The following is a 26,356-nucleotide window of genomic DNA, read 5'->3' on the forward strand; positions in this document are numbered from 1 at the left end:
CGCAACCGACAGAAACAGGCAAGGCAGGAGACGACATGACCGACAGACGGATGCTGATCGCCGGCGAGTGGTGCACCGCCCGCGACGGCCGAACCTTCGACCGATTCAACCCCGCGACGGGCGCGCTCGCGTCGCGCGCGCCGGCGGCCGGCCCGGCCGACGCCGACGCGGCGATCGAAGCCGCGCATCGCGCGTTCCCCGCATGGGCGGCGCTCGCGCCGACCGAACGGCGCCGCCGCCTGCTGAAGGCCGCGGACCTGATGGATGCGCGCATCGACGCGTTCATCGCGACCGGCGTCGCCGAAACCGGCGCGACGCCCGGCTGGCTCGGCTTCAACGTGACGCTCGCGGCGAACATGCTGCGCGAGGCCGCGTCGATGACGACGCAGATCGACGGCGACGTGATCCCGTCCGACGTGCCCGGCAATCTCGCGCTGGCGATGCGCGTGCCGTGCGGCGTCGTGCTCGGCATCGCGCCGTGGAACGCGCCGGTGATCCTCGGCACGCGCGCGCTGGCGATGCCGCTCGCATGCGGCAACACGGTCGTGCTGAAGGCGTCCGAAGCATGCCCGGGCGTGCACGCGCTGATCGGCGCGGTGCTGGAGGAGGCCGGGCTCGGCGCGGGCGTCGTGAACGTGATCACGCACGCGGCGGCCGATGCGCCCGAACTCGTCGAGCGGCTGATCGCGCATCCGCACGTGAAGCGGATCAACTTCACCGGCTCCACGCACGTCGGGCGCATCATCGCGCGCCATGCGGCCGCGCACCTGAAACCCGTGCTGCTCGAACTCGGCGGCAAGGCGCCGGTGCTCGTGCTCGACGATGCCGATCTCGATGCGGCCGTCGATGCGATCGCATTCGGCGCGTTCTTCAACCAGGGGCAGATCTGCATGTCGACCGAGCGCGTGATCGCCGCGCGGCCGATCGCCGATGCGCTCGTCGAACGGCTGGCCGACAAGGCGCGCTCGCTGGTCGCCGGCGATCCGCTGGCGGGCCATGCGCTCGGCACGATGGTCGATGCGGCCGCGGCCGCGCGTGCCGCGTCGCTCGTCGAGGATGCGCGTGCGCACGGTGCGCGCCTGCCGCTCGGCTGCCGGATCGAGGGCGCGACGATGCAGCCCGCGATCGTCGACGGCGTCACGCGCGACATGCGGCTGTATCGCGAGGAATCGTTCGCGCCGGTGGTGGCGATCCTGCGCGCGGACAGCGACGACGAAGCGGTCGCGCTCGCGAACGACAGCGAGTTCGGGCTGTCGGCGAGCGTGTTCAGCCGCGATATCGCACGCGCGATGACGGTCGCGCGCCGGATCGAATCGGGGATCTGCCACATCAACGGGCCGACCGTGCACGACGAGGCGCAGATGCCGTTCGGCGGCACGAAAGCGAGCGGCTACGGCCGCTTCGGCAGCCGCGCGTCGATCGCCGAATTCACCGAGCTGCGCTGGATCACCGTGCAGACCACACCGCGTCACTACCCGATATGAGCGAGCCGACGATGAATGTTGCGACGCCCGTAAGCGGGCCGGCGAACGACACCGGCGGCGTGCGCTATCGCGCGGCGGCCGTCGCGGTCGGCGCGGCCGAGATTCGTCGCGCGGAAAACGGCACGTGGTACCTGCGCTCGCGCGAACCGCTCGGCGACTACCCGACGCGCCTGACCGACTGCCTCGTGCGCGGCGCGCACGCGCATCCCGACCGCGTGCTCGCCGCGCGGCGCGGCGCCGACGGCCGCTGGATCGAGATCACTTACGCGCAGATGCTCGAACGCGCCCGCACGCTCGGCCAGGGCCTCGTCGATCTCGGGCTGTCGGTCGAGCGACCGCTCGCGGTGCTGTCCGGCAACGATCTCGAGCATCTGCAGCTGATGTTCGCGGCGATGCTGGCCGGCGTGCCGTATGCGCCGATCTCGCCCGCGTATTCGCTGGTGTCGACCGATTACGGCAAGCTGCGTCACACGCTCGGCGTGCTGCGGCCGGGCGCGGTGTTCGTCGCCGAGCGCGCGCCGTTCGCGCGTGCGCTCGACGCGACGCTGCCGGCCGATGCGGCGCTGATCGTCGCGAGCGATGCGGATGCCGATGGCGCCGCGGCGGGCCGCGTCGTGCCGCTGTCGCGCCTGCTCGCGACCGTTCCGCGCACGATCGACGCGATCCATGAAGCGATCGGCCCCGATCATCTCGCGAAGATCCTGTTTACGTCGGGGTCGACGAAGCAGCCGAAGGCCGTGCCGACCACGCACCGGATGCTGTGCAGCAACCAGCAGATGCTGCGCCAGACGATGCCCGAGCTGACGCGCGAACCGCCGGTGCTGGTCGACTGGCTGCCGTGGAATCACACGTTCGGCGGCAGTCACAACCTCGGCATCGCGCTGTACAACGGCGGCACGCTGTACATCGACGACGGCCGCCCGGTGCCGGGCCGCTTCGACGAAACCGTGGGCAACCTGCGCGAGATCGCGCCGACGATCTACTTCAACGTGCCGAAGGGCTGGGAAGAGCTGACCGCCGCGCTCGAACGCGATGCCGTGCTGCGCGACACGTTCTTCTCGCGTGTGAAGCTGTATTTCTTCGGCGGCGCGGGGCTGTCGCAGGCCGCGTGGGACCGGCTCGACCGCGTGACCGACGCGCATTGCGGCGAGCGCATCCGGATCATGGCCGGCCTCGGGATGACGGAGGCGTCGCCGTCGTGCCTGTTCACGACCGGGCCGCTGATGCGCGCCGGCTACATCGGCCTGCCCGCACCCGGCTGCGACGCGAAGCTCGTGCCGTGCGGCGGCAAGCTCGAACTGCGCTTCAAGGGGCCGAACGTGATGCGCGGCTACTGGCATGCCGACGTCGATCCGCGCGACGTATTCGACGACGAGGGTTATTACCGCAGCGGCGACGCGGGGGTCTTCGCCGATCCCGAGCGGCCGGAACTCGGGCTGCTGTTCGACGGCCGGCTGACCGAGGATTTCAAGCTGAGCAGCGGCACCTTCGTCAGCGTCGGGCCGTTGCGGGCGAACGCGGTGTCGAGCGGCGCGCCGTACGTGCAGGACGTGGTCGTCACCGGGATCAACCGCGACGACATCGGGCTGCTGGTGTTTCCGCGCATCGACGCATGCCGCGCGCTGGCGGGGCTCGCAGCCGATGCACCGGTTTCCGACGTGCTGCGCGCGCCGGCCGTGCGCGCGGCGTTCGCGTCGTGGCTTGCCGTGCTGAACCGGCATGCAAGCGGCGGTTCGACGTTCGTCGCGCGCATCCGGCTGATCGATACGCCACCGTCGCTCGATCTCGGTGAAGTGACCGACAAGGGTTCGCTGAACCAGGCGGCCGTGCAGAAGCATCGCGCGGCGACGATCGACGCGCTGTACGACCCGGCGCGGCGCGATCCCGACGTGATTTACGCGTAGGCGCAAGCCAACCGAAGCAAACCGAAGCAAGCAGCGACAACGACCTGCCGGCCACGATACCGGCAGGCATTCTTGCGGCCAGTGAATCAGGCTGCCTGATAAGGTCGGCCGATGCAGGCCGACCGACTACAAGACATGGGACTGGAGACACGATGAACACTTACGTTGCCGAAAAACCCACGGTCGCGACCACGCTCGCGCTGTGTTTCGCGATCGCACTCCTCGAAGGGCTCGACCTGCAGTCGGTCGGCGTCGCCGCGCCGCGCATGGCGCGCGAATTCGGGCTCTCCGTGTCGCAGATGGGCATCGCGTTCAGCGCGGGCACCTTCGGGCTGCTGCCGGGGGCGATGCTCGGCGGGCGCCTCGCCGACCGGATCGGACGCAAGCGCGTGCTGATCGCGTCGGCCATGCTGTTCGGACTGCTGTCGATCGCCACCGCGCAGGTGTCGACCTTCGCGATGCTCGTCGTCGTGCGCGTGCTGACCGGCATCGGCCTCGGCGGCGCGATGCCGAACCTGATCGCGCTGTCGTCCGAAGCGGTCGAGCCGCGCTCGCGCAGCAGCGCGGTGGCGACGATGTATTGCGGCATCCCGTTCGGCGGCGTGATCGCGTCGCTGATCGGCGTGCTGCTCGCCGGCGACACCGAATGGCGCCATATCTTCTACGTCGGCGGCGTGGGGCCGCTGCTGCTCGTGCCGCTGCTGGCGTTGTTCCTGCCGGAATCGCGCGCGTATCTCGACGTCGCCGGCACGCCGGCCGCGCGCACCAGCGTCGCGCGCACGCTGTTCGGCGACGGCCGCACGACGTCGACGGTCGCGCTGTGGGTCAGTTATTTCTGCACGCTGATCGTCCTCTACTTCCTGCTGAACTGGCTGCCGTCGCTGATGGCCTCGCGCGGGCTCGATCGCGCGCACGTCGGCCTCGTGCAGATCGCGTTCAACGTCGGCGCGGGGCTCGGCGCGCTCGGCATCGGCGCGGCGCTCGACCGGATGCGCGCGTCGCGCGTGGTCGGCGGCATGTATGTCGGCATCGTGCTGTCGCTCGCCGCGCTCGCGGCCGCGCCCGGCTTCGCGTCGCTCTCGGCGGCCGCGTTCGCGGCGGGGATGTTCGTGGTCGGCGGGCAGTCGGTGCTGTATGCGCTCGCGGCGATCTACTACCCGACCGCGATGCGCGGCACCGGCGTCGGCGCGGCGGTGGCCGTCGGCCGGCTCGGTTCCGTCGTCGGGCCGCTCGCGGCCGCGACGCTGCTGGCCGCCGGCCGCAGCGCGCCCGTCGTGATCGGCGCGAGCATCCCCGTCACGCTCGTCGCGGCCTTCGCTGCATTCGTGCTGATTCGCCGCCCGCAAGCCGGCGACTGAAACGTTTCGTTTTTTCAATGCGCGCCGTCAGAGCGCGCGATTCAACACGGTCTGGAGACGCAACGCTATGAAGACGAAGACAAGGAACGGCCTGCTGGCCGCCGGCGCGTGCTGCGCGCTCGCCGCGCCGGGCGCGCACGCGCAGTCGAGCGTGACGCTGTACGGGATCATCGATACGGGCGTCGAGTTCGTGTCGCACGCGAACGCGGCCGGCGATCACGTCGTGCGCATGCCGGGCGTGACGGGCGAGCTGCCGTCGCGCTGGGGCCTGCGCGGCACCGAGGATCTCGGCGGCGGCTACCAGGCGGTGTTCACGCTCGAAAGCGGCTTCAACGTGCGCGGCGGCGATCTCGGGCAGGGCGGCCGGCTGTTCGGGCGGCAGGCGTTCGTCGGGCTGAAGAGCGGCTTCGGCACGCTCGCGTTCGGCCGCCAGTACACGATGACCTATCTCGCGCTGCAGGGCGCGGACATCATCGGCCCCGACATCTACGGGCTCGGCTCGTTCGACGCATACGTGCCGAACGGCCGCGCCGACAACGCGGTGACCTACGTCGGCACGTATCGCGGCGTGACGCTCGGCGCCGCGTATTCGTTCGGCCGCGACGGCGCGGGCACCGGCAACTCGCCGGGGCAGGGCACGTGCGCGGGGCAGGTGCCGGGCGATGCCGTCCAGTGCCGCAACTGGTCGGTGATGCTCAAGTACGACAGCGCGTATTTCGGTGCGGCGGCGTCGTACGAGGAGCAGCGCGGTGGCACCGGCGCGGCCGCGAACTTCTTCGACGGCGTCGCGCCGGTCGCCTTCACCGGCAGCGGCGGCAAGGACGCGCGCACGCACGTGAGCGCGTATGCGCAGGCGGCCGGCGCGCGTATCGGCGCGGGGTGGATCGGGCGGCGCGTGTCGACCGGTTCGCCGGCCGCGCCCGGCGCGCATTCGGATCTGTTCTTCCTCGGTGCGTCGTATGCGATCAAGCCCGACTTCGTCGTCGACGGCGAGGGTTACCGGATCGTCAACAGCGCGCACGACACGCGCGCGACGATGGCCACGCTGCGCGCGACCTATCTGCTGACCAAGCGCACGGCCGTCTACGCGCAATCCTCGTATCTGTGGAACAGCGCGCATGCACGCTACGCGGTCAGCGGCGGCGGGCCCGGCACGACGCCCGGCGCGGGGATGGGGCAGCTCGGCGCGATGGTCGGCGTGCGGCACATGTTCTGATCCGGCAGCCTGACGAAGGGGAGATATCTTGAACGGAAAATCTGCATTCCTTTGCATTGCGCCGCTGTCGGCGGCGGCCATGCTCGCCGGGTGCGGCGGCGACGATTCGGTCAGCGCCACGCCGACGCACCTGAGCGCCGCGACGCCGGCCGCGATGACGCAGGCCTGCGACGCGCTCGCCGCGAAGCTGTCGTATGCGAACACGTCGTTCACGTCGGTGACGACCGCGGCCGCCGGCGCGCTGAAGGTGGCCGGCAAGCCGATCGCCGAACACTGCGTGATCGACGGGAAGATGAACGAGCGCGTGAGCGCGGTGGACGGCCAGACCTATGCGATCGGCTTCGAGATGCGTTTGCCGAAAGCGTGGAACGGCCGCTTCTTCTACCAGGCGAACGGCGGGCTCGACGGCAACGTCATGACCGCGACCGGCGAGATCGGCGGCGGCGGGCCGCTGACCGATGCGCTGAACATGGGCTTCGCGGTGATCAGCTCGGATTCCGGGCACAGCGCCGCGCAGAACCCGCTGTTCGGCCTCGACCCGCAGGCACGGCTCGACTACGGCTACGGCGCCGTCGACACGCTCACGCCGATGGCGAAGCAGGTGATCCGGCTCGCATACGGGAAGATGCCCGACCGCAGCTATTTCGGCGGCTGCTCGAACGGCGGCCGTCACGCGATGGTCACGGCCGTGCGCAACGCGGGCGACTACGACGGGATCATCGCGGGCGACCCGGGCTTCCACCTGCCGAAGGCGGCGATCGGCGAGATGTACGGCGCGCAGCAGTTCGCGAAGATCGCGTCGGCGACCGGCGCGAACGGGCTGCCGGATATCCGTAGCGGCTTCACCGACACGGAGCGCCGGTTGGTCGGCGCGGCGATTCTCGACAAGTGCGATGCGCTCGACGGCGTGGCCGACGGGATGGTGCAGGACGTCGGCGCATGCCAGGCGCATTTCAGCGTCGAGACCGACATCCCGACCTGCGCGAACGGCACGCGCACCGGCGCCTGCCTGACGACCGCGCAGAAGAGCGCGCTCGAGAACGTGTTCGCGGGCGCGCGCAACAGCGCGGGCACGGCGCTCTATGCGAGCTTTCCGTACGATCCGGGCGTCGCGGCCGGCGGCTGGGCCGCGTGGAAGCAGTCGAATTCGGTCACGCTCGATCCGGCCGCGATGGCGTTTACGTTCACGACGCCGCCGAAAACCGCCGCGACGCTCGCGAACCTCGCCGGTTTCGCGCTCGGCTTCGACATGGACAACGACGCGCCGGCGATCTTCGCGACGAACGGCGTCTACACGCAATCCGCGTGGTCGTTCATGACGCCGCCCGACGAGACCAACCTGTCCGCGCTGAAGTCGCGCGGCGCGAAGCTGCTGGTCTATCACGGCACCGGCGACCCGGTGTTCTCGTACAACGACACGAGCGACTGGTACGGCCGGCTCGCGCAGGCGAACGGTGGCGACGCGTCGGACTTCGCGCGCCTCTATCCGGTGCCGGGCATGAACCATTGCTCGGGCGGGCCGGCAGCCGACCAGTTCGACGTGCTGACGCCGCTCGTCGCGTGGGTCGAGCAGGGGCAGGCGCCCACGGCGATCGTCGCCACGGCGCGCGACACGACGAACGCGGTGCCGAATGCGGATGTGCCGACGTCGTGGGGCGCGGGACGCACGCGTCCGCTGTGTCCGTATCCGCAGGTCGCGCGCTACAACGGGTCGGGCGACGTGAATTCGGCGGCGAGCTTCAGTTGTCGCTGACGCAGCGGGCGTGCAGGCCTGAACGGACCTGGCGATGCGCCACGCACGACGACGGCGTTTGCCGCCCGACACCGTATCCGGGGATACTATGGCGCTTTTCCGTCGGCGCGACGCGTCCCGATCGACGTGGCGCGCCAGGTATCCTTCCTCCGATTCGACCATGCAAACCGTAGCGGTACTCGACTTCGAAACAACCGGGCTTTCCCCGAACATGGGCGACAGGGCGACCGAGATCGCCGTGATTCTGCTGCGCGACGGCGAGATCGTCGACCGCTACCAGAGCCTGATGAACGCTGGGCGCCGCATTCCGTCCGACGTCGTCGCGCTCACCGGCATCACGAACGAGATGATTGCGTCGGCGCCGCCGGTGTCGAAGGTCATGAAGGAAGCCGCCGCATTCGTCGGACGCCACCCCGTCGTCGCGCACAACGCCGGCTTCGACAAGCGGTTCTGGCAGGCCGAGCTCGGCATGCTCGGCGTGGCGGCCGAGCATGCGTTCGCGTGCACGATGCTCGTCGCGCGGCGCATCTACCCGCACGCGCAAAGTCACCGGCTGTCGAGCCTCGCCGACATGCTGCGGCTGCCGAAGACAGGCCGCGCCCACCGCGCGATGGTCGACGCGGAGATCGCGAGCCATCTGTGGTGCCGGATGCAGCGCGACATCGGCGAGACTTACGGGCTGCGACAAGTCGATCACGGGCTCATGTCGCGATTGCAGACGACGAGCAAGGCCAAGGTCGCGACGTTTTTCGGTTCATTGGCCGCCGACCGGCGCTGACGCCGGTCGTCAGTCTCCGATCTCCACCGGCACCGCGAGCCCGACCTTCATGCGGCTGCCGCCGGAGCAGGGCGGCCTGCGCGCGGCCGGCTTTACGCTTCGGCCGCCCGCTTGCCCGGCGCATCGGCCGTGCTCGTGCGATCGAGGATCGCCAGCACTTCGCGCGCGGTGTTTTCCGAATGGCTGCGCAGCACCTGCGGCAGCTGCGTGTGGTCGGGATCGGCGAGCGCGGCCATGATGGCTTCGTGCTCGTGCAGCGATTCGGCCCAGCGCAGCGTGTCCGCGTTCGCGGCGCCGCGTGCGCGGTGCACCTTCGACATCAGCGACGCGTAGATGCCCGACAGCACCGGGTTGCCCGCCGCGTCGACGATCATCTGATGAATCTGCTGGTTCAGCCGGAAATATTCGACGCGCTTGCCGGCCTCGTGGCACTCGACCATCCGCCGGTGCTTCGCCTGCAACGCGGCGAGCGTCGACGCGGCGATGCGCTTGCGCAGCAACTCTCCCGCCATCGCCTCGAGCCCGTGCAGCAGCTCGAACGTCGACACGAGATCGTCGACGTCGATCGGTGCGACGCGATAGCCGATGTACTGGCGATGCGTGACGGCGCCTTCCGCGACGAGCACCTTCAGCGCTTCGCGCAGCGGCGTCTTCGACACGTCGAACGCGAGGCTCAGTTCCTTTTCGTCGATCCGCGCGCCGGGCGGCAATTCGCCTTCGTCGATCATCACGCGCAGGCGCGCGGCGATCTCCGCGGCCATGCCGCGGGTGCGCAGAAGCAGGGGATTGCGGGGTGTCTGGCTCATGATGGGGCAAGCTTATCACGATATCGGGGCTTACCCTGCACCATCGTAGTGATCAAACAAATTCAATGAAACCAAGTGTTTACGCTAACGGTAATTATAAATTTCTAATCCTATACTCGGTTCCACGTTGCGCGACGTCCTGACCATCCTCGTTCACTCCTGGAGTCCGTCCATGTCTTCAACCTCCGGTGTCGCCGGCCTGACGGTCGGCAAATCCGCCGTCCGCTGGAAGATATTCGTCGTCATGCTGAGCCTCATCGCGATCAACTACGTCGATCGCGCGTCGCTGTCCGTCGCCATGCCTTACATCTCGCAGGAGTTCAACATCGGGCCGGCGATGGAGGGTCTGATCCTCAGCTCGTTCTTCTGGACCTATGCGGTGATGCAGATCCCGGGCGGGATGCTCGCCGACCGGTTCAAGCCGCGCATCGTGATCGCGACGGCGACCGTGTTCTGGGGCTTCTTCCAGGCCATCGCCGCGCTGTGCACGAGCGCGCCGGCGCTGCTGCTCACGCGCCTCGGCCTCGGCGCGTCCGAAGCGCCGATCTATCCGGCCGGCGGCAAGCTCAACGCGATCTGGATGACGCAGACCGAGCGCGGCCGCGGCGCCACGCTGCTCGACGGCGGCGCGCCGCTCGGCGCGGCCCTGGGCGCGGTGCTGATCGCCGGGCTGATCGCGCTGCTCGGCTCGTGGCGGCTCGCGTTCGCGGTGGCCGGGGTCGGCACCGTGCTGGCCGGTTTCCTCGCGTGGTACTACATCCGCAACACGCCGCGCGAGCACCCGGGCGTCAACGATCTCGAAGCCGACTACATCGAGGCGTCGCACGCGAGCGATCTCGCGGCCGAGCCGGCCGATGCATCGGGCCGCTCGCGCGACTTCTTCAAGTACCGCTCGGTGTGGTGCATGTTCTTCGGCTGGATGTGCTTCAACAGCGTGTTCTACGGGCTGCTCACGTGGATGCCGAACTATCTGCACAAGGTGCACGGCTTCGACATCAAGCAGATGGGCGGCTCGACCTTCATCATCTTTTTCTGCGGCTTCGTCGGCGAACTGCTCGGCGGCTGGATCGCCGACAAGTGGAAGGCCGCGGGCGGCCGGCCGAACGTCGTGATGCGCACGCTGTTCGGCATCGCGGCCGTGATCGCGACCGTGTCGATCTTTTCCGTCGCCTACGTGAAGAGCCCGGTCGTATGCGTCGCGCTGCTGTCGTCGACGCTGTTCTTCCTGCGCTGGTGCGGGCTGTACTGGTGCATTCCGTCGTCGCTCGGCACGCGCGACAAGATCGGCTTCCTCGGCGGCTTCATGAACCTCGGCGGCAACATCGGCGGCATCACCGTGCCGATCGTCGTCGGCGCGATCGTGCAGTTCACCGGTTCCTATTTCCTTGCGCTGATGGTGTTCGCGGCGGCCGGCGTCGGCCTGCTCGCGTGCTCCAGCGCGATCGACTACGAAAACAAGCTCCCCGTCTGACCGACCCCTTTCACTGCATCGGCTGCATTCACTGGTAAAGAGAAATCCATCATGAAGAAACGTACCCTGCTCGGCATGCTCACCCCGTCGTCCAACACGTCGCTCGAACCGCTGACGAGCGCGATGGTCGCCGGCCTGCCGGGCGTGTCCGCGCACTTCGCGCGCTTTCCCGTCACCGAGATCTCGCTGACGGGCCAGGCGCTCGGCCAGTTCGACGACGACAAGATCATCCAGGCCGCGATGCTGCTCGCCGACGCGAAGGTCGACGTGATCGCGTGGAACGGCACGTCGTCCGGCTGGCTCGGCTTCGAGGCGGACGAGCGGCTGTGCCAGCGCATCACCGCAGCGACCGGCATTCCGGCCACGACCTCCGTGCTCGCGCTCAACGAGATCCTGAAGAAGACCGGCGCGCACGAGTTCGGCCTCGTCACGCCGTATCTGGACGACGTGCAGACGAAGATCGTCGACAACTACCACCGCTCGGGGCTGAACTGCATCGCCGAGCGCCACCTGAACCTGAAGGTCAATTTCTCGTTCTCCGAAGTGACGGGCGACCAGATCGGCGCGATGGTGCGCGAAGTCGCGAAGGCCGGCCCGCGCGCGATCTCGATCTTCTGCACGAACCTGAACGCCGCGCACCTGGTGCCGGCGCTCGAGGAAGAGACGGGCATTCCGATCTACGACACGATCTCGACCGTGGTGTGGAAGTCGCTGCAGCTCGCCGACTACGACACGCGGCAGGTGAAGGGCTGGGGGCGTCTCTTCAGCGACGTGATCTGAGGCGCGCGCCATGTCGAACGATCTCGATTTCGTGATCCGTCACGCGGACGTCGTGACGGCGGCGGACCGGTTCTCGTGCGACATCGGCATCCGCGCGGGGCGCGTGGCCATGCTCGGCCACGGGCTCCCGCGCGCGCCGCGCGAGCTCGATGCGACCGGGATGCTGGTGATGCCGGGCGGCGTCGATGCGCACTGCCATCTCGACCAGCCGATGCCCGACGGGCTGAAGATGGCCGACGACTTCCTGTCCGGCACGCGCTCCGCGCTGTGCGGCGGCACGACCACCGTCGTGCCGTTCGCCGCGCAGGCGAAGGGGCAGTCGCTGCAGGCGGCCGTCGACGACTATCACCGGCGCGCGGAAGGGCGCGCGTTGATCGACTACGGCTTTCACCTGATCGTCGCCGATCCGACGCCGCACGTGCTGGCCGAGGAGCTGCCGCGGCTGATCGCGAACGGCTACACGTCGTTCAAGGTGTACATGACCTACGACGACCTGAAGCTGAACGACCGGCAGATGCTCGACGTGCTGTCGGTCGCGCGCGAGCACGGCGCGCTCGTGATGGTGCATGCGGAAAACTCGGACTGCATCGGCTGGCTGACCGAGCGGCTGCTCGGCGACGGCCACGTCGCGCCGCATTTCCATGCGCATGCGCGGCCGGCGGTGGTCGAGCGCGAGGCGACACATCGCGCGATCGCGTTCGCGGAACTCGTCGACGTGCCGATCCTGATCGTGCACGTGTCGGGCGCCGAGGCGATCGAGCAGATCCGCTGGGGGCAATCGCGCGGGTTGCCGATCCTGGCCGAAACCTGCCCGCAGTATTTGTATCTGACGGCAGCCGATCTCGGTCATCACGGTCACGACGGCTACGAAGGTGCGAAATGCGTATGCAGCCCGCCGCCGCGCGATCCGGCCAACCAGCAGGCCGTATGGAAGGCGCTGAAGCAGGGCGTATTCTCGGTATTCTCGTCCGATCACGCGCCGTTCAACTACGACGATCCGTGCGGCAAGCATCCGGGCGGGCAGGCCGTGTCGTTCGACCATATCCCGAACGGAATCCCGGGCCTGGAGACGCGCCTGCCGCTGCTGTTCGACGGCGTGCGCAAGGGGCAGTTGTCGCTGCATCAGTTCGTCGAGCTGACGTCGCTGCGGCCCGCGAAGCTGTACGGGCTGTATCCGCGCAAGGGGACGATCGCGGTCGGCGCCGATGCGGATATCGTCGTGTGGGATCCGGACAAGCGCGTGCGGATCGCGAATGCGTCGCTGCATCATGCGGTCGACTACACGCCTTACGAGGGGATCGAGGTGACGGGCTGGCCGCGTCATTGCCTGTCGCGCGGCGAGCTGCTCGTCGAGGACGGCCGGCTGCTCGCGGCGGAGCCGGGGCGCGGGCGCTTCCTGCCGGCCGGCAAGCCGTGTCTCGACTGACTTCCCGGGATTCGACGCGACAGCCCGCTCGACATGGCGGGCGCGCGTTTCAACAGGAGCAAGGATGAGCGTTTCCCTCGCAATGCGCGGCATCGCGGCCGCTGCGATCGTCGCCGGGTCGTGCGGCGGCCCGGCGCTGGCCGCGGGCGGCGCGCCGCAGGACCTGCCGAGCGTCGTGCCCGAAGCGGCCGGCGTCGATTCGGCGCCGCTCGTGCAGATGTCCGAATGGCTGCGCCGCGACCGGATGGACGTGCGTAGCCTCGTCGTCGTGAAGGACGGCAGGATCGTGTTCGAGCGCTACGGCGACGGCCTCACGCGCGACAACAACTACGAGCTGTATTCGGTGACGAAGACGATCACCGCGCTGCTCGCCGGCATCCTCGACGGCGAGGGCAAGCTCGGCCCGTCGACGAAGGTCGCGCCGCTGATCGCGGCCGCGCGGCCCGATCTCGCGAGCGAACTCGCGGACAAGCAGGACATCGAGCTGCGGCATCTGATGTCGATGTCGAGCGGCTTGCGCTACACGACGCGCGAAGGCACCGATCCGCTGTACTACGACGCGCCCGACCGGCTGCGCGTCGCGGTGACGAGCCGGGCCGCGCAGGCGCCCGGCACGCATTTCGACTACATCGACGTGAACCCGGTGCTGGTCGGCACGGCCGTGTCGATCGCCGCGCGGGAACGCGAGGACGACTTCGCGCGCCAGCGGCTGTTCGAGCCGCTCGGCTTCGCGCATTACCGCTGGAGCGGCGCCGACGGCACCGGCGCGGTGGCGGGCGGCTGGGGCCTGCGGCTGCGCGCCGTCGACATGGCGAAGATCGGCATGCTGCTGCTCGACAACGGCCGCTGGAACGGCAAGCAGATCGTGCCGGCCGGCTGGGTCCGGCAGATGACCACGCCGTCGCCGGCCGCGGCCGACTACGGCTATTACTGCTGGATCAGCCACGTCGTCGAACACGGCACGCCGGAATTCGGCGCGATGGGCTTCAAGGGGCAGTTCATCACGGTGCTGCCCGCGCAGCGCGCGGTCGTCGTGATGACGAGCCTGCTGCCGACCGACGGCGGCTTGCGCGACGCGACCTATCTGAACCTGTATCGACGGATGGTCGGCGATTACATCCTGCCGGCGCTCACGCCCGCGCAGCCGCCGGTCGAGCGCGCGGAAACCACGCAGGCGCTGCGCGACGAACTCGCGCGCAGCCGTCGGACGAAGGGTGTGCCCGGCACCGCCGCCGCGTTCAACGATGCGCCGGAGATTTGATGAGGATTGCACATGTAATTGACCCTTCGTCCACGTGGCGTCGCGATGGGCGGCGTCCCGCGGCGCCTTTCATGCGACGGCTGCTCGCGCGGGTGGCGGCGCTGCTGATCGGCGGCGGCGTGCTGGCGTCGGCGCCGGTGCTGTCCGCGGCGCATGCGGACGATACGTTGCCGCCGCTGCATGAAACCGGCATCGCGGCGGCCGCGCCCGAAGACGTCGGCGTGGATTCGCGCAAGCTCGTCGAGCTGTCGCGCTGGATTCGCGAGCAGAAGCTCGACGTGTACAGCCTGCTCGTCGTGAAGGACGGCAAGCTGATCTTCGAGCGCTACGGGGCGAACGCGTCGCGCGATTCGACCTACGAACTGTATTCGGTGACGAAGGCCGTGACGTCGCTCGTCGCGGGCATCCTGGTCGATCGCGGTGCCGTGCATCTCGACGAGCCGGTGGCCGCGCGGCTCGCCGCATGGCGCCCCGATCTCGGCGACGCGCTCGCGGACAAGCGTGGCATCGAGCTGAAGCACGTGCTGTCGATGTCGAGCGGCCTGCATTACGACTTCAGCCCGAAGGACGATCCGATCTACTACACCGCGCCGGACCGGCTGAAGCTTGCCGCGTCTGCCGCGCCGAAGATCGCACCCGGCACCGCGTTCGAGTACACCGACGTGAATCCGATCCTCGCGTCGGCGATGCTGAGCGCGGCGGCCGGCGAACCCGTCGAGCGCTATGCGCAGGCGCATCTGTTCGGCCCGCTCGACATGAAGCGCGCCGCATGGGAGCGCGCGGACCGCACGGGGCTCGTATCGGCCGGCTGGGGGCTGCGGCTGCGCGCGGTCGACATGGCGAAGATCGGCATGCTCGTGCTCGACGGCGGGCGCTGGCAGGGGCGTCAGGTCGTGCCGCAGGCGTGGATCGCGCAGATGACGTCGCCGCGCGTGTCGCCGCATTTCGGCTACTACTGGTGGATCAACAACATCGTCGCGAGCGAGCCCGAATTCGACGCGATGGGCTTCAAGGGGCAATTCATCACGGTGCTGCCGAAGCGCAACACGGTGATCGTGATGACCGGCGTGCTGCCGGTGGACGGCGGCTTGCGCGACGCGGAGAACGTGAAGCTGTTCCGCCGGATGGTGAATGGCTACATCCTGCCGGCACTCGATGGCGGCGGTGCGTCGGGGCAGGATTCCGGCGGCGGCGACACGCGCGCGGCGCTGCGCGACGAGCTTGAAGCGAGCGCGCGCACCGCAGGCGTGCCCGGCACGCAGTTCGATCCGACGGATCTGCCGAAGTAGCGCCGGGCGTGCGTTCGGCTTGCCGTCGCGGGCGAGCCGAACGCTCGCTGCATCACGTCACGCCAGTTCGCCCAGACATGCGTCGAACTGCGCGACGAGCGTATCGACGTCGTCGGCCGTCGTTTGCGGGCACACGAGCATCATGTTGTGGAACGGCGTGATCAGCACGCCGCGGTTCAGCAGGTACAGATGCACGATGTGCTCGAGCTCGCTGTCGAGCTGTTCGCCCGCGATCGTGCCGTTGCGCGGCGGCACGGGCGTGAACTGGAACTCGGTGCGCGCGCCGATGCGCGTCACGCACCACGGCAGCCCGTGTTTCGCGATCGCCCGTTCGAGCCCGGTCGCGAGCCGCGCGGCCAGTTCGAACATGTGCGCATACGCGGCATCGGTCGCGACTTCGGCGAGCGTCGCGCGCATTGCATGCATCGCGAGCATGTTCGCGGTGAGCGTCGTGCCGATCCCGGAATGGCCGGGCGGCGCGTTCAGCTTCGCCTCTTTCGCGCGCGCGGCGAATTCGGCGCTGAACCCGTAGACCGCGCACGGGACGCCGCCCGCGATCGGCTTGCCGACCACCAGCGCGTCCGGTTCGAGACCGTGCGCGGCCGCATAGCCGCCGGGGCCGCTGCTGATCGTGTGCGTTTCGTCGATCACGAGCAGCGTGCCGTAGCGGCGCGTCAGTTCGCGTGCGGCTTCCCAGAAGCCCGGATCGGGTAGCACCATCCCGATGTTCGTCATCGCCGGCTCGGCGAGCACGCACGCGACGTCGCCGTCCTTCAGCGCCGCTTCGAGCGCGTTTAGATCGTTGAACTCGACGACGCGCGTGTTCGCGAGCAGGTCGTAGGACTGCCCGAGCAGGCTGTCGCGCTGCACCGGGCGGCCGTCGACGAGATCGACGAACACGTCGTCGACCGTGCCGTGATAGCAGCCGTTGAACACGACGATCGTATTGCGGCCGGTGGCCGCGCGCGCCCAGCGCAGCACGAAGCGGTTCGCGTCGCTCGCGCTCAGCGCGAATTGCCAGACCGGCAGCTTGAAGCGGCGCGCGAGTTCGCGCGAGACCCACGCCGCGTCCTCGCTCGGCAGCATCGTCGTGTAGCCGCGCGTCGCCTGCTCGGCAAGTGCGCGCGCGACCGGCTCGGGCGCGTGGCCGAACATCGCGCCGGTGTCGCCGAGACAGAAGTCCGCGTAGCGATGACCGTCGACGTCGGTGAAGGTCGCGCCGCGCGCTTCCTTCACGAGCAGCGAGAACGGCGTCGACCAGTCCTGCATCCAGTGCAACGGCACGCCGAACAGCAAATGCTCGGACGCTTCCGCGGACAACGCGCGGGAGATCGGCATGGCTTCCGTGAATGCACGGCGCTCGCGATCGAACAGTGCGCGGGCGCGGATGAGGTCGACTCCGTGGCGGGTCTGCAATTGAGGCTCCTGTGACGGGGTTGCATGGACGGGTGATGCTTCCGCGAGCTTGTCATATTCCATGCGCGCGGTCGATTCGGGCCTGACCGCGTATCCATCAGGCATGGAGTTTTTGCGCATAAAGATACGACAACGTATGTCTTTTTCTCTATGGCTGAGAAGTGAGTGGGCGCACACAGGCGATCGGCGCGCAGGGGCCGATCCATGCGTTCAACGTGAGTGCGATGACGCTGACGAACGTGACGATCACCGACAAGCGGTGACGGAGCGATGCGTCATGCCAGCGTCTTGACCATGTGGTGTTCGTCGTAGAAGCGGCCGTCGACGAACAGCGACCGCGGTTCCGTGCCGAACCGGACGAACCCCTGCGACGCGTACAGCCGTTCCGCGGTGCCGTTGATCGCGTTCACGCACAGGACCAGTTGCGTGCACTGCCACGTTTGCGCTGCGTGCGCGGTCGCGCTGTCGAGCAGCGATTGCGCGATGCCGCGCCCGCGATACGCGGGGTCGACGAACACACCCCAGATCGTCGCCTTGTGCGCGACCTTCGCGCGCGCATCGCGGCGCACGCCCGTGATGCCGACGAGCGTTGCGCCGTCGAACGCGCCGAACACGGCGCGCTCGCGGGTCGGGGTGATGCGCGTCGCGAATTCATCGATCGGGACGCCTGCTTCTTCGTCGCGGGTCGGCAGGAAGGAGGTCGGCGACGTGTCGACCGCGCGCAGGCGGACGGACTGGAATTGCGCCGCGTCGGCGGCGTCGAGCAGGCGGATCGTGATCATCGGTCGGGATTGTCGTTGGTGTGCCGGGATATCGGAATCTGCGGCGCGATGCGCGGCAGGGCATCGGCAATGCTAAGCGGAAACGCATGCGCTTGCTCGTGCGTTCGACGTGCCACATCGGCATGCGTGAAGCAACACGGCACCGATGGGCGAAAGGGCGATGGAGGTGACGCGTGGAGAATCGATGAGCGTTCGCGATGCCTGCGGGCAATCGCGCACTCGGTGTCGAACGGATGCAAGTGGAAACGAGCCGGATGCGGACATACCGGCCGCTGCGTTCGATGCGAGCCCGACCGCGGGTGGCGCGCGACGTGCGGTGCGTGACGACGCCATGCCGTACGCGACAAGCATGCCGCGCGGAGGGAAGGAGCGGGATGAAGCGAGGCGCGCCCTTGCGTTGCGCCGAAGCGGCGCATGATGCCGGGCGCGCGAAATTCCGACGCGACGTGAGGTGAGGCGAGGTGCCCGCGATGCGCCCGATCAGCTCAGGCGCATGCGACTCATGTCAATACCGCGACAGCTGATTGCCGTTGATCTGGACGCGATCGCCCGGGCGCAGGTTGCCCGGCGACTGCACGTCGAACGAGCGCGTCGAGCCGTCGCTGACCTGCACGTCGATCCGATAGCTGCTCGGCGGTTGGGCCGCGCCCATCTGCTGGCCGATCTGGTTGCCGGCGACGGCGCCGCCGAGCGCGCCGATCACGGTGGCTGCATCGCGGCCGTGGCCGCGGCCGAACTGGTTGCCCACCAGGCCGCCGACCAGCGCACCGACGACGGTGCCGGCCACGCCCGACGCGCCGATCGAGCCGCTGACCGGCTGGATGTTCGCGACGGTGCCGTATTGCGTGCCGTAGCCGTTGCCGTACTGGCCGCCGTACTGCGGGTTGCCGTATTGGTCGTACTGCGGCGCCTGGCTCGGATACGCCGGCTGCTGCACGTAGCCGGGTTGCGAATACGCGGGCTGCGCGTAACCGGGCGTCGCGTATTGCTGCTGCGGATAGCCCGGCTGCGCGCCATAGTAGCCCGGCGCGACACAGGCGGTCAGCGGAAGCGCCGCCACGGCGACGAGCGAGGCGAACAGAACGGTCTTCGTGGAAGGCATGCGCATCATGATGTTTCCTGCATCGGCAACGTGTTCGCCGACGAATTCCGGGACGGGTGGCGAACTCGGCGTGAGTATAAGGAAAGGGCGATTGCGCGTCCGGTGCGGCCGGGTAACAACGTGTAAAGTCTGTTGCCGCGCAAATCGCGGCCGGGCGCGGCGGCGCGAGATGCCCGACCGAGACCGCGCCGATGCCCGTTTATCGGCAAGGCGGGCGCCGCCCCGATGATCGCACCCCATCGCCATGCCGGGCCCGACGGGACGGCCCGTCCGCACATCGCGAAATCGAATGCGCGGCATCGCGACATTTAATTGGCCACTGGCCGCCCCGTCCGATATCGTGACCGCATTCCCTGCCGACGGTCGTGCCATGCCGGCCGCGGTGCTTTCCCCCGTCCGCGCCGGCGTCGCGCAGCAACCGCCCCACCCATTCCGAGTCATGACCGATCGCTTCTTCACCAACGCCGTCGATGCCGGCGGCCAGCCCGTCAACCTCGCCGTCCATGACGGCCGCTTCGTCGCGATCGGGGCCGATTGCACGGCCGCGCCCGGCGCGGAAACGATCGACCTCGGCGGGCGCGTCGTGCTGCCCGGCTTCGTCGACGGCCACATCCATCTCGACAAGAGCTTCGTCGGCGACCGCTGGGTGCCGCACGAACCGGTCGGCTCGCTGCGCGAGCGGCTCGCGGTCGAGAAGCGCCAGCTCGCGGCCGCGCCGCCGATCGTCGAACGCGCGAATGCGCTGATCGCGCAGGCCGCCGCGTTCGGCACGATCGCGATGCGCAGCCACGTCGACGTCGACGCGACGACGGGCCTGTCGAACCTGCAGGCCGTGATGGCCGCGCGCGAACAATGGCGCGGGATCGTCGACATCGAACTGGTCGCGTTCCCGCAGGCCGGCGTGGTGACGTGTCCGGGCACCGCCGCGATCCTCGATGCGGCCGTGCGCGACGGCGCGGACGTGGTCGGCGGGATCGACCCGACGACGCTCGACGGCGACGCGGACGGCCAGCTCGACATCGTGTTCGGCATCGCCGAGAAGCGCGGCGCGAAGATCGACATCCACCTGCACGAACCGGGCGAGACCGGCATCGCGCAATTGTTGCGGATCGCGGCGCGCACGCGCGCGGCGGGCCTCGGCGGCCGCGTGAACGTGAGCCACGCGTATGCGCTCGGCCAGGTCGATCACGGCGACGTCGAGCGTGCGGCCGCGGCACTCGCCAGCGCCGGCGTGTCGATCCTGACCAATGCGCCGGGCGACTGCGCATTTCCGCCGGTGCGGCAACTGCGCGATGCGGGCGTGCACGTGTTCGCCGGCAACGACAACATCCGCGATGCGTGGTGGCCGTACGGCAACGGCGACATGCTGCAGCGCGCGATGATGGTCGGCTACCGCTCGGGTTTCTACACCGACGAAGCGCTCGGCATCGCGCTCGACATGGCGACGCATGCCGGCGCGCGCGCGATCGGCAAGACCGACTACGGCATCGCGGTCGGCTGCGACGCGAGCTTCGTCGCGGTGCGCGCGCCGAACGCGGCGGCCGCCGTCGCCGGCGTGCCGGCCGAACGCTGGGTGTTCCGACGCGGCGAAAGCGATACCGGTGCGCCGTTCGCGCCGGCACAGCGTTTCACGCAATAACGCGATAACGACCTGACCGCCGTCGCGGTGCGTGCATCGTGACGGCCTTGCACTGACCGACCACACCGGAACCGACATGACGAACCTGCTGATCCGCAACGTGCGCACGCACGCCGACGAAGCGCTCGACATCCTGATCGAAGGCGAGCGCATCGCGCGCGTCGGCCCGTCGCTCGACGCGCCCGCCGGCTGCGCGATCGAGGACGGCGCGCGCGCGCTCGCGCTGCCTGGCCTCGTCGAAGGCCACACGCACCTCGACAAGACCCACTGGGGGATGCCGTGGTATCGCAACGCGGTGGGGCCGCGCCTCGTCGACCGCATCGAGAACGAACGCAACTACCGCGCGACGAGCGGCCATGATGCCGGCGCCGCATCGCTCGCGCTGTCGCGCGCGTTCCTCGCGGCCGGCACGACGCGCATCCGCACGCACGTGGACATCGACACCGAGGCCGGGCTGCGGCATCTGCACGGCGTGCTCGCGACGCGCGAGACGCTGCGCGGCCAGGTGGAGATCCAGATCGTCGCGTTTCCGCAGTCGGGCGTGCTGAAGCGGCCCGGCACCGCCGCGCTGCTGTCCGACGCGCTCGGCGCGGGCGCCGACCTGCTCGGCGGGCTCGACCCGTGCGCGATCGAAGGCGATCCGGTCGAGGCAGTGGACGTGCTGTTCGGGATTGCCGAGCGTCACGGCCGCGGGCTCGACCTGCACCTGCACGAGCGCGGGTCGATGGGCGCGTACTCGCTCGACCTGATCCTGCAGCGCACCGCCGCGCTCGGCATGCAGGGCAAGGTCACGATCAGCCACGGCTTCTGCCTCGGCGACATCGCGGAGCGCGAGCGCGACGCGCTGCTCGCGCGGATGGCCGAACTCGGCGTCGCGATCGTCACGACCGCGCCGGCCGCGGTGCCGGTGCCGCCGGTCGCCGCGTGCCGCGCGGCCGGCGTGACCGTGATCGGCGGCAACGACGGCGTGCGCGATACGTGGACGCCGTACGGTTCGCCCGACATGCTCGAACGCGCGATGCTGATCGGCATGCGCAACGATTTCCGCCGCGACGACGCGCTCGAAGTCGCGCTCGATTGCGTGACGCACGGCGCGGCACGCGGCTGCGGCTTCGCCGACTACGGTCTGGAGGCGGGCAAGCGTGCGGACGTCGTGCTCGTCGATGCGCTGACGTTCGCCGAGGCCGTCGTCGCGCGGCCGACGCGGCGGCTTGTCGTGTCGTCGGGGAAGATCGTCGCGCGCAACGGCGTGCTGGTCTGAGCCGAGCGCCGCATCGTGCCGGTATGATCGGGCCTTCTTCAGCCTGATCTCCGGGGAGACGACGATGCGATGCACGCGCACGAGGGCGGCACGCGCCGCCAGATGGATGGCGGCGGCAACGTTCGCGGCGACGGCCGCGCATGCGATGGCGGCCGGCCCCGACGACGCGCGGCAGGAAGCGAATCGCCGCACGGTGCTCGCGTTTTACGAGAAAGGCCTGAACGAGAAGGATGCGGATGCCGCGCTCGCCTATGTCGGCGACCGATACGTGCAGCACAACCCGAACGCGGCCGACGGCTGCGACGGCTTCCGCCAGTTCGTCGCGTTTCTGCGCGACAAGTATCCGCGGTCGCACAGCGAGATCAAGCGGTCGTTCGTCGACGGCGACTACGTGATCCTGCACGTGCACGCGGTGCGCGAACCCGGCACGCGCGGTAGCGCGATCATGGATATCTTCCGACTCGAGCACGGCAAGATCGTTGAGCATTGGGACGTGAACCAGCCGGTGCCGGAGCAGGCGGCAAACGGGAACACGATGTTCTGATGCGCGTGCATTCCACGGTTACGCGGTTGCTCGGTTGATGCGGACCCGCATCGCCGCGCTCAATCCTCTTCGTGCTCCAGCATCGCCGCGAGCGCCTTCGTCAGTTCGCTGACCATCGGATCGGCCGTCGGCCGATGCAGGATCGCGATGTCCATGTTCTCGATCGGCGCGAAGCCGCCGTGTTCCTCGGTCAGCACCACGTGGTCGTCGGTCACCACGCGCGCGGGCAGCACGCTGATGCCGAGCCCGTCCGCGACGGCCGCCTGGATGCCGCTCAGGCTCGATGTCGTGAAGCTGATCCGCCAGCGGCGGCCGCGTTCCTCGATTGCCTTGATCATGTCGTCGCGATAGAGCCCGCGCGGCGGAAACACGACGATCGGCACCGGGTCGAGCTCGATCGTCGGATGTTGCGCGCTGTCGATCCAGCGCAGCTTCTCCGGCCAGCGCGCCACCGCCTCGCGGCTGTCGCGCCGCTGCTTGATCAGCACGAGATCGAGCTCGCCGCGATCGTAGGCCGCGCAGATGTCGCGGCTCAGCCCGCACATCACTTCGAGCTTCACCTGCGGATGATCGCGCTTGAACGCGGCGAGCGCATGGGTCGTGCGGCCCGCCGCGAAATCGTCGGGCACGCCGAGCCGGATCGTCAGCGCGACGGTCGCGCCCGACAGCGCCTCCAGCATCTCGTCGTTCAGCGCGATCATGCGCCGCGCGTAGCTGAGCACCGTCACGCCGGCGTCGGTCGGCCGCACGTCGCGCGTGCCGCGGTCGAGCAGGCGGTGCCCCGCGATCTCCTCCAGCCGCCGCACCTTCTGGCTGACCGTCGACTGCGTCGAATGCAGGCGCGCGGACGCGGTCGTGAAGCTGCCGCAGTCGGCGACCATCACGAGCGCGCGCAACAGGTCGAGGTCGAACAAAGGTCTATTCATATCCGCACTTTTTCGGCTTGCAACATTTCATTTTCAAATACGCGCGACGATTTTTAACATGGGCCGAGCCCGTGGGCAATCGCGGTTTCGCCGGACCCGGCGCCCCGCGGACCGGCTGCGCGGCTGATTGCGGTGCACGGGCGGCGATGATGTGGAAGCGGTGCGGGCGGGTATGAACGCCGATCACATGATTCGGTTCGACCGTGGCATCGATGCGGTATAGGTCGGAATCGCAGCCAAGGTAACTCCCGAAGGGCGACGGTCTGATTTGCCGGCGATTTCTGATCGTCCCGGCTTGTGGATATCCGATCAGATATGCTCTCTGCTACCTGTGCTCAGCACCGGGTAAACGCCTGAACACCCACAAACTCCCGGCAAGTTTCTATATTTTGTGGGTTAGATCGCTCTTTCTGCGCGATTTCTCCGCGTAATTCCCGCCCGTCCACTCCGCCTCCATTTCTTCGGCTTGCACTCGAAAATCGAGCGGTCTAGACTGCATCGCAGTTTCATCGAAGTCCCAGTCTTTCGCGTACCGCGCCGGGCCTGCCGGCACGACGCTTCCCAACGGACGCCCGGCGCTCGCCCGCCGCGTCGAGACCACAAGGACACACCATGAACCGCACTGCAAAGCTCGTCGTTTCCGCGCTGGCGTTCGCGCCGCTCGTCTCGGTCGCGCAGGACACGGCGACGATCCGCTGGGGCATCGATCCCACCTATCCGCCGTTCGAGGCGAAGCAGCCCGACGGCTCGCTCGCCGGCTTCGACATCGACCTGCGCAACGCGATCTGCGAGCAGTTGCGCGCGAAATGCGTGTGGGTCGAGCAGGGCTTCGACGGGATGATTCCGGCGCTGCGCGCGCGCAAGTTCGACGTGATCATGTCCGCGATGACGGCCACCGACGAGCGGCTCAAGCAGATCGACTTCTCGAACAAGCTGTACGCGTCGCCGGGTGCGCTCGTCGCGCCGGCCGGCTCGAAGCTGCTGCCGACCGCCGCGTCGCTCGCCGGCAAGCGCGTCGGGATCGACCAGGGCACGACGCAGGAGGCGTACGCGAAGGCCGAATGGGCGACCAAGGGCGTGACGATCGTGTCGTACCAGAACCAGGACCAGGTGTATCAGGATCTGGTGAACGGTCGTCTCGACGCGACCTTCCAGGACAAGACGCAGGCCGGCTATTCGTTCCTGAAGACACCGCGCGGCAAGGGCTACGCGTTCGCGGGCCCCGACGTAACCGACGTGCGCATCACCGGCTACGGCGTCGCGATGGGCGTGCGCAAGGGCGACGCCGAGATGAAGAAGCGGCTCAACGACGCGATCGCCGCGATCCGCGCGAACGGCACGTACCAGAAGATCGCCGCGAAATATTTCGACTTCGACATCTACGGCGCGAAGCAGCAGCTGACCGCCGCACCGTGACCCCGTGACGCATTCAATCGACAGGCAAGCCATGACGAGTATCCAGGACCGCGTCGCGACAGCCGTGACGCCCGAACTGATCGCCGCCTTCCGTGAAGAAGGCGCGGTCTGCATCAAGGGCATCTTCTCGCCCGACGAAGTGGCCGCGCTGCGTGCCGGCATCGACGCGAACCTCGCGCAGCCCAGCGAGCGCGCGAAAGTCGCGAGCCGGCCCGACGACCCGGGCTGGTTCTTCGAGGACTTCTGCAACTGGCAGCACAACGACGCGTACCGCGACTTCATCGTGCGCTCGCCCGCGCCGTCGGTGGCCGCCGCGCTGATGGGCACGCGGACGGTGCGGCTGCATCACGACCATCTTCTGGTGAAGGAGCCCGGCACGCGGCAGCGCACGCCGTGGCATCAGGACCAGCCGTACTACAACATCGAAGGCGACGACAACGTCAGCATGTGGATTCCGGTCGATCCGGTGCCGCTCGAATCGACGCTGGAGTTCGTCGCGGGTTCGCACCGGGGGCCGTGGCTGATGCCGCGCACGTTCATGGACAAGGAGGCGAAGTGGTTTCCGGAAGGCAGCCTCGCCGACCTGCCCGACATCGAGGCCGACCGCTCGGCGTTCCCGATCCGCCACTGGGCGCTCGAGCCGGGCGACATGGTGTGCTTCCGGATGCTGACGCTGCACGCGTCGGGGGGGACGCAGAACCGCCGGCGCGCGTTTTCGATTCGCTTCGTCGGCGACGACATCCGTCACGCGCCGCGCCGCTGGAAGACGTCGCCCGATTTCCCCGGGCTCGCGGACGAACTGCCGGACGGCGCGCCGCTCGAGCATCCGCTGTTTCCGGTCGTGTGGTCGCGCGGCGCGGGGCAGGTCGGGGCGATCCGGGCGTAAGCGGCGGATCGCGACGACATCAAGTGACATCACGCGCGCGGCGTCCGCTTCGCGATGAAGCGGACGCCGCGCGTGGTCGTTTTCGAGCGTCGCGGGAGGTTCAGGTCTGGTGCCGCCCGGCGCCCGGCTTGAAGCGCGAGCCGAGCCGATAGCGGTTGCCCGGATGCAGGAAGTGTACGAACGTGACGGGTAGTCCGTTCGTCCAGGTGCGGCGCGTGAGCGTGAGGCACGGCTCGTCGGCGCGCATGTCGAGCAGCCGCGCCTGTTCGCCGGTCGGCAGCGACGCGTCGACCACGTGCTCGATCTCCAGTTCGTAGTGCGACACGTTGTTGAACAGGTATTCGGACGGCGGCTCGACCTGGAAATCCTGGTCGATGAATTCGGGCGCGGCGGCCGGGTTCACGTAGCGATCCTCCAACTGGATCGGGCGGCCGTTTTCCTCGTGCACGCATACCACGTGAAAGACCGGCGTGTTGACCGCCAGCCCGAACGCGGCCGCGACGTCGAACGACGCGGGCTCGCGCGACTGGCTGAGCACGCGGCAGCGATATTCGTGGCCGCGCGCGCGGATCTCGTCGCGGATGTGCGCGATCATCAGCAGGTTCGACTGCGGCTTCACCTCGGCGACGAAGGTGCCGACGCCCGCGATGCGTTTCAGCACGCCTTCCTCGGTCAGCTCGCGCAGCGCGCGGTTGACCGTCATGCGCGCGACGCCGAATTGCGCGGCAAGATCGAGTTCGGACGGAATGCGGTCCCCCGGGCGCCAGTCGCCCGCGTCGACATTCTGGCGGACGAGCGTCTTGATCTGCTGGAACGGAGCGGTGGTCTTCGTGACCATCGGGGGATCCTCGGGGGAAG

The 26,356-nt window shown here is 68.8% G+C and carries 22 protein-coding genes; 16 read left to right on the forward strand and 6 right to left on the reverse strand.

Annotated features, from left to right (window positions below; all coding sequences use genetic code 11):
• Window positions 1-35 precede the first annotated feature (35 nt).
• From ACV22V_RS19535 to ACV22V_RS19560, 6 genes are all read left to right on the forward strand, one after another.
• Complete coding sequence (locus ACV22V_RS19535; protein ID WP_059689240.1) at window positions 36-1,484, forward strand: aldehyde dehydrogenase; 1,449 nt, start codon at window positions 36-38, stop codon at window positions 1,482-1,484.
• The gene (locus ACV22V_RS19540; protein ID WP_448015173.1) at window positions 1,481-3,388 is read left to right on the forward strand and encodes a feruloyl-CoA synthase; all 1,908 of its coding nucleotides are present in this window, start codon (window positions 1,481-1,483) and stop codon (window positions 3,386-3,388) included. The genes ACV22V_RS19535 and ACV22V_RS19540 overlap by 4 nt, the downstream gene beginning before the upstream one ends.
• 152 nt (window positions 3,389-3,540) lie before the next feature.
• A complete protein-coding gene (gene mhpT / locus ACV22V_RS19545; protein ID WP_059528943.1) occupies window positions 3,541-4,746 on the forward strand; it encodes a 3-(3-hydroxy-phenyl)propionate transporter MhpT in 1,206 nt (401 codons plus the stop codon).
• A gap of 67 nt (window positions 4,747-4,813) precedes the next feature.
• A complete protein-coding gene (locus ACV22V_RS19550; RefSeq protein WP_448015175.1) occupies window positions 4,814-5,962 on the forward strand; it encodes a porin in 1,149 nt (382 codons plus the stop codon).
• Between the two features lie 28 nt (window positions 5,963-5,990).
• Complete coding sequence (locus tag ACV22V_RS19555; protein WP_448015177.1) at window positions 5,991-7,715, forward strand: tannase/feruloyl esterase family alpha/beta hydrolase; 1,725 nt, start codon at window positions 5,991-5,993, stop codon at window positions 7,713-7,715.
• Between the two features lie 160 nt (window positions 7,716-7,875).
• The gene (locus ACV22V_RS19560; RefSeq protein WP_448015178.1) at window positions 7,876-8,493 is read left to right on the forward strand and encodes a 3'-5' exonuclease; all 618 of its coding nucleotides are present in this window, start codon (window positions 7,876-7,878) and stop codon (window positions 8,491-8,493) included.
• A 92-nt stretch (window positions 8,494-8,585) separates the two neighbouring features.
• On the opposite strand, the gene ACV22V_RS19565 is transcribed toward ACV22V_RS19560, so the two are convergent.
• Window positions 8,586-9,299 (reverse strand): GntR family transcriptional regulator, encoded by a 714-nt coding sequence (locus ACV22V_RS19565; RefSeq protein WP_124901764.1) that lies wholly within the window; start codon window positions 9,297-9,299, stop codon window positions 8,586-8,588.
• 172 nt (window positions 9,300-9,471) lie between these two features.
• Between ACV22V_RS19565 and ACV22V_RS19570 the strand changes: the two genes are divergently transcribed.
• From ACV22V_RS19570 to ACV22V_RS19590, 5 genes are all read left to right on the forward strand, one after another.
• On the forward strand, window positions 9,472-10,770 hold the full coding sequence (locus tag ACV22V_RS19570) for an MFS transporter (RefSeq protein WP_059689247.1): 1,299 nt from the start codon (window positions 9,472-9,474) through the stop codon (window positions 10,768-10,770).
• Between the two features lie 51 nt (window positions 10,771-10,821).
• Entirely contained in the window at window positions 10,822-11,550 is a 729-nt protein-coding gene (locus tag ACV22V_RS19575; RefSeq protein ID WP_448015181.1) for a maleate cis-trans isomerase family protein, read from the forward strand.
• Window positions 11,551-11,560: 10 nt separating this feature from the next.
• On the forward strand, window positions 11,561-12,976 hold the full coding sequence (hydA, locus tag ACV22V_RS19580; RefSeq protein WP_059689249.1) for a dihydropyrimidinase: 1,416 nt from the start codon (window positions 11,561-11,563) through the stop codon (window positions 12,974-12,976).
• Window positions 12,977-13,040: 64 nt separating this feature from the next.
• Window positions 13,041-14,237, forward strand: a complete 1,197-nt coding sequence (locus ACV22V_RS19585) for a serine hydrolase domain-containing protein (RefSeq protein ID WP_448015183.1) — start codon at window positions 13,041-13,043, stop codon at window positions 14,235-14,237.
• Window positions 14,238-14,308: 71 nt separating this feature from the next.
• Entirely contained in the window at window positions 14,309-15,526 is a 1,218-nt protein-coding gene (locus ACV22V_RS19590; RefSeq protein WP_448015184.1) for a serine hydrolase domain-containing protein, read from the forward strand.
• A 57-nt stretch (window positions 15,527-15,583) separates the two neighbouring features.
• Here the strand turns inward: ACV22V_RS19590 and ACV22V_RS19595 are convergent, their stop codons facing one another.
• The 3 genes from ACV22V_RS19595 to ACV22V_RS19605 all read right to left on the reverse strand — a co-directional run bounded on the left by ACV22V_RS19595 (window position 15,584) and on the right by ACV22V_RS19605 (window position 18,835).
• A complete protein-coding gene (locus ACV22V_RS19595; protein ID WP_448015186.1) occupies window positions 15,584-16,942 on the reverse strand; it encodes an aspartate aminotransferase family protein in 1,359 nt (452 codons plus the stop codon).
• Window positions 16,943-17,217: 275 nt separating this feature from the next.
• Window positions 17,218-17,724, reverse strand: coding sequence for an N-acetyltransferase family protein (locus ACV22V_RS19600; protein WP_448015187.1), 507 nt, complete (start codon window positions 17,722-17,724; stop codon window positions 17,218-17,220).
• Between the two features lie 505 nt (window positions 17,725-18,229).
• Window positions 18,230-18,835 (reverse strand): outer membrane lipoprotein, encoded by a 606-nt coding sequence (locus ACV22V_RS19605; protein ID WP_059528908.1) that lies wholly within the window; start codon window positions 18,833-18,835, stop codon window positions 18,230-18,232.
• Between the two features lie 430 nt (window positions 18,836-19,265).
• Between ACV22V_RS19605 and ACV22V_RS19610 the strand changes: the two genes are divergently transcribed.
• The 3 genes from ACV22V_RS19610 (at window position 19,266) to ACV22V_RS19620 (ending at window position 22,270) form a co-directional block, all read left to right on the forward strand.
• Window positions 19,266-20,465: an amidohydrolase family protein gene (locus ACV22V_RS19610; protein ID WP_448015189.1), complete on the forward strand. Its 1,200-nt coding sequence runs from the start codon at window positions 19,266-19,268 to the stop codon at window positions 20,463-20,465.
• Between the two features lie 76 nt (window positions 20,466-20,541).
• Window positions 20,542-21,726 (forward strand): amidohydrolase family protein, encoded by a 1,185-nt coding sequence (locus ACV22V_RS19615; RefSeq protein WP_321848819.1) that lies wholly within the window; start codon window positions 20,542-20,544, stop codon window positions 21,724-21,726.
• Window positions 21,727-21,832: 106 nt separating this feature from the next.
• Window positions 21,833-22,270, forward strand: a complete 438-nt coding sequence (locus tag ACV22V_RS19620) for a nuclear transport factor 2 family protein (protein ID WP_448015191.1) — start codon at window positions 21,833-21,835, stop codon at window positions 22,268-22,270.
• Window positions 22,271-22,329: 59 nt separating this feature from the next.
• Here ACV22V_RS19620 and ACV22V_RS19625 read toward each other — a convergent pair whose 3' ends face one another.
• Window positions 22,330-23,196, reverse strand: a complete 867-nt coding sequence (locus ACV22V_RS19625; protein ID WP_059689257.1) for a LysR family transcriptional regulator — start codon at window positions 23,194-23,196, stop codon at window positions 22,330-22,332.
• Between the two features lie 612 nt (window positions 23,197-23,808).
• Here ACV22V_RS19625 and ACV22V_RS19630 point away from each other — a divergent pair.
• Window positions 23,809-24,612, forward strand: a complete 804-nt coding sequence (locus ACV22V_RS19630; RefSeq protein WP_059528891.1) for an ABC transporter substrate-binding protein — start codon at window positions 23,809-23,811, stop codon at window positions 24,610-24,612.
• Window positions 24,613-24,643: 31 nt separating this feature from the next.
• A complete protein-coding gene (locus tag ACV22V_RS19635) occupies window positions 24,644-25,498 on the forward strand; it encodes a phytanoyl-CoA dioxygenase family protein (RefSeq protein WP_059528887.1) in 855 nt (284 codons plus the stop codon).
• 100 nt (window positions 25,499-25,598) lie between these two features.
• Here ACV22V_RS19635 and hutC read toward each other — a convergent pair whose 3' ends face one another.
• A complete protein-coding gene (gene hutC / locus ACV22V_RS19640) occupies window positions 25,599-26,336 on the reverse strand; it encodes a histidine utilization repressor (RefSeq protein ID WP_059528884.1) in 738 nt (245 codons plus the stop codon).
• Window positions 26,337-26,356 lie beyond the last annotated feature (20 nt).

The sequence above is a fragment of the Burkholderia sp. AW33-5 genome (assembly GCF_053427615.1).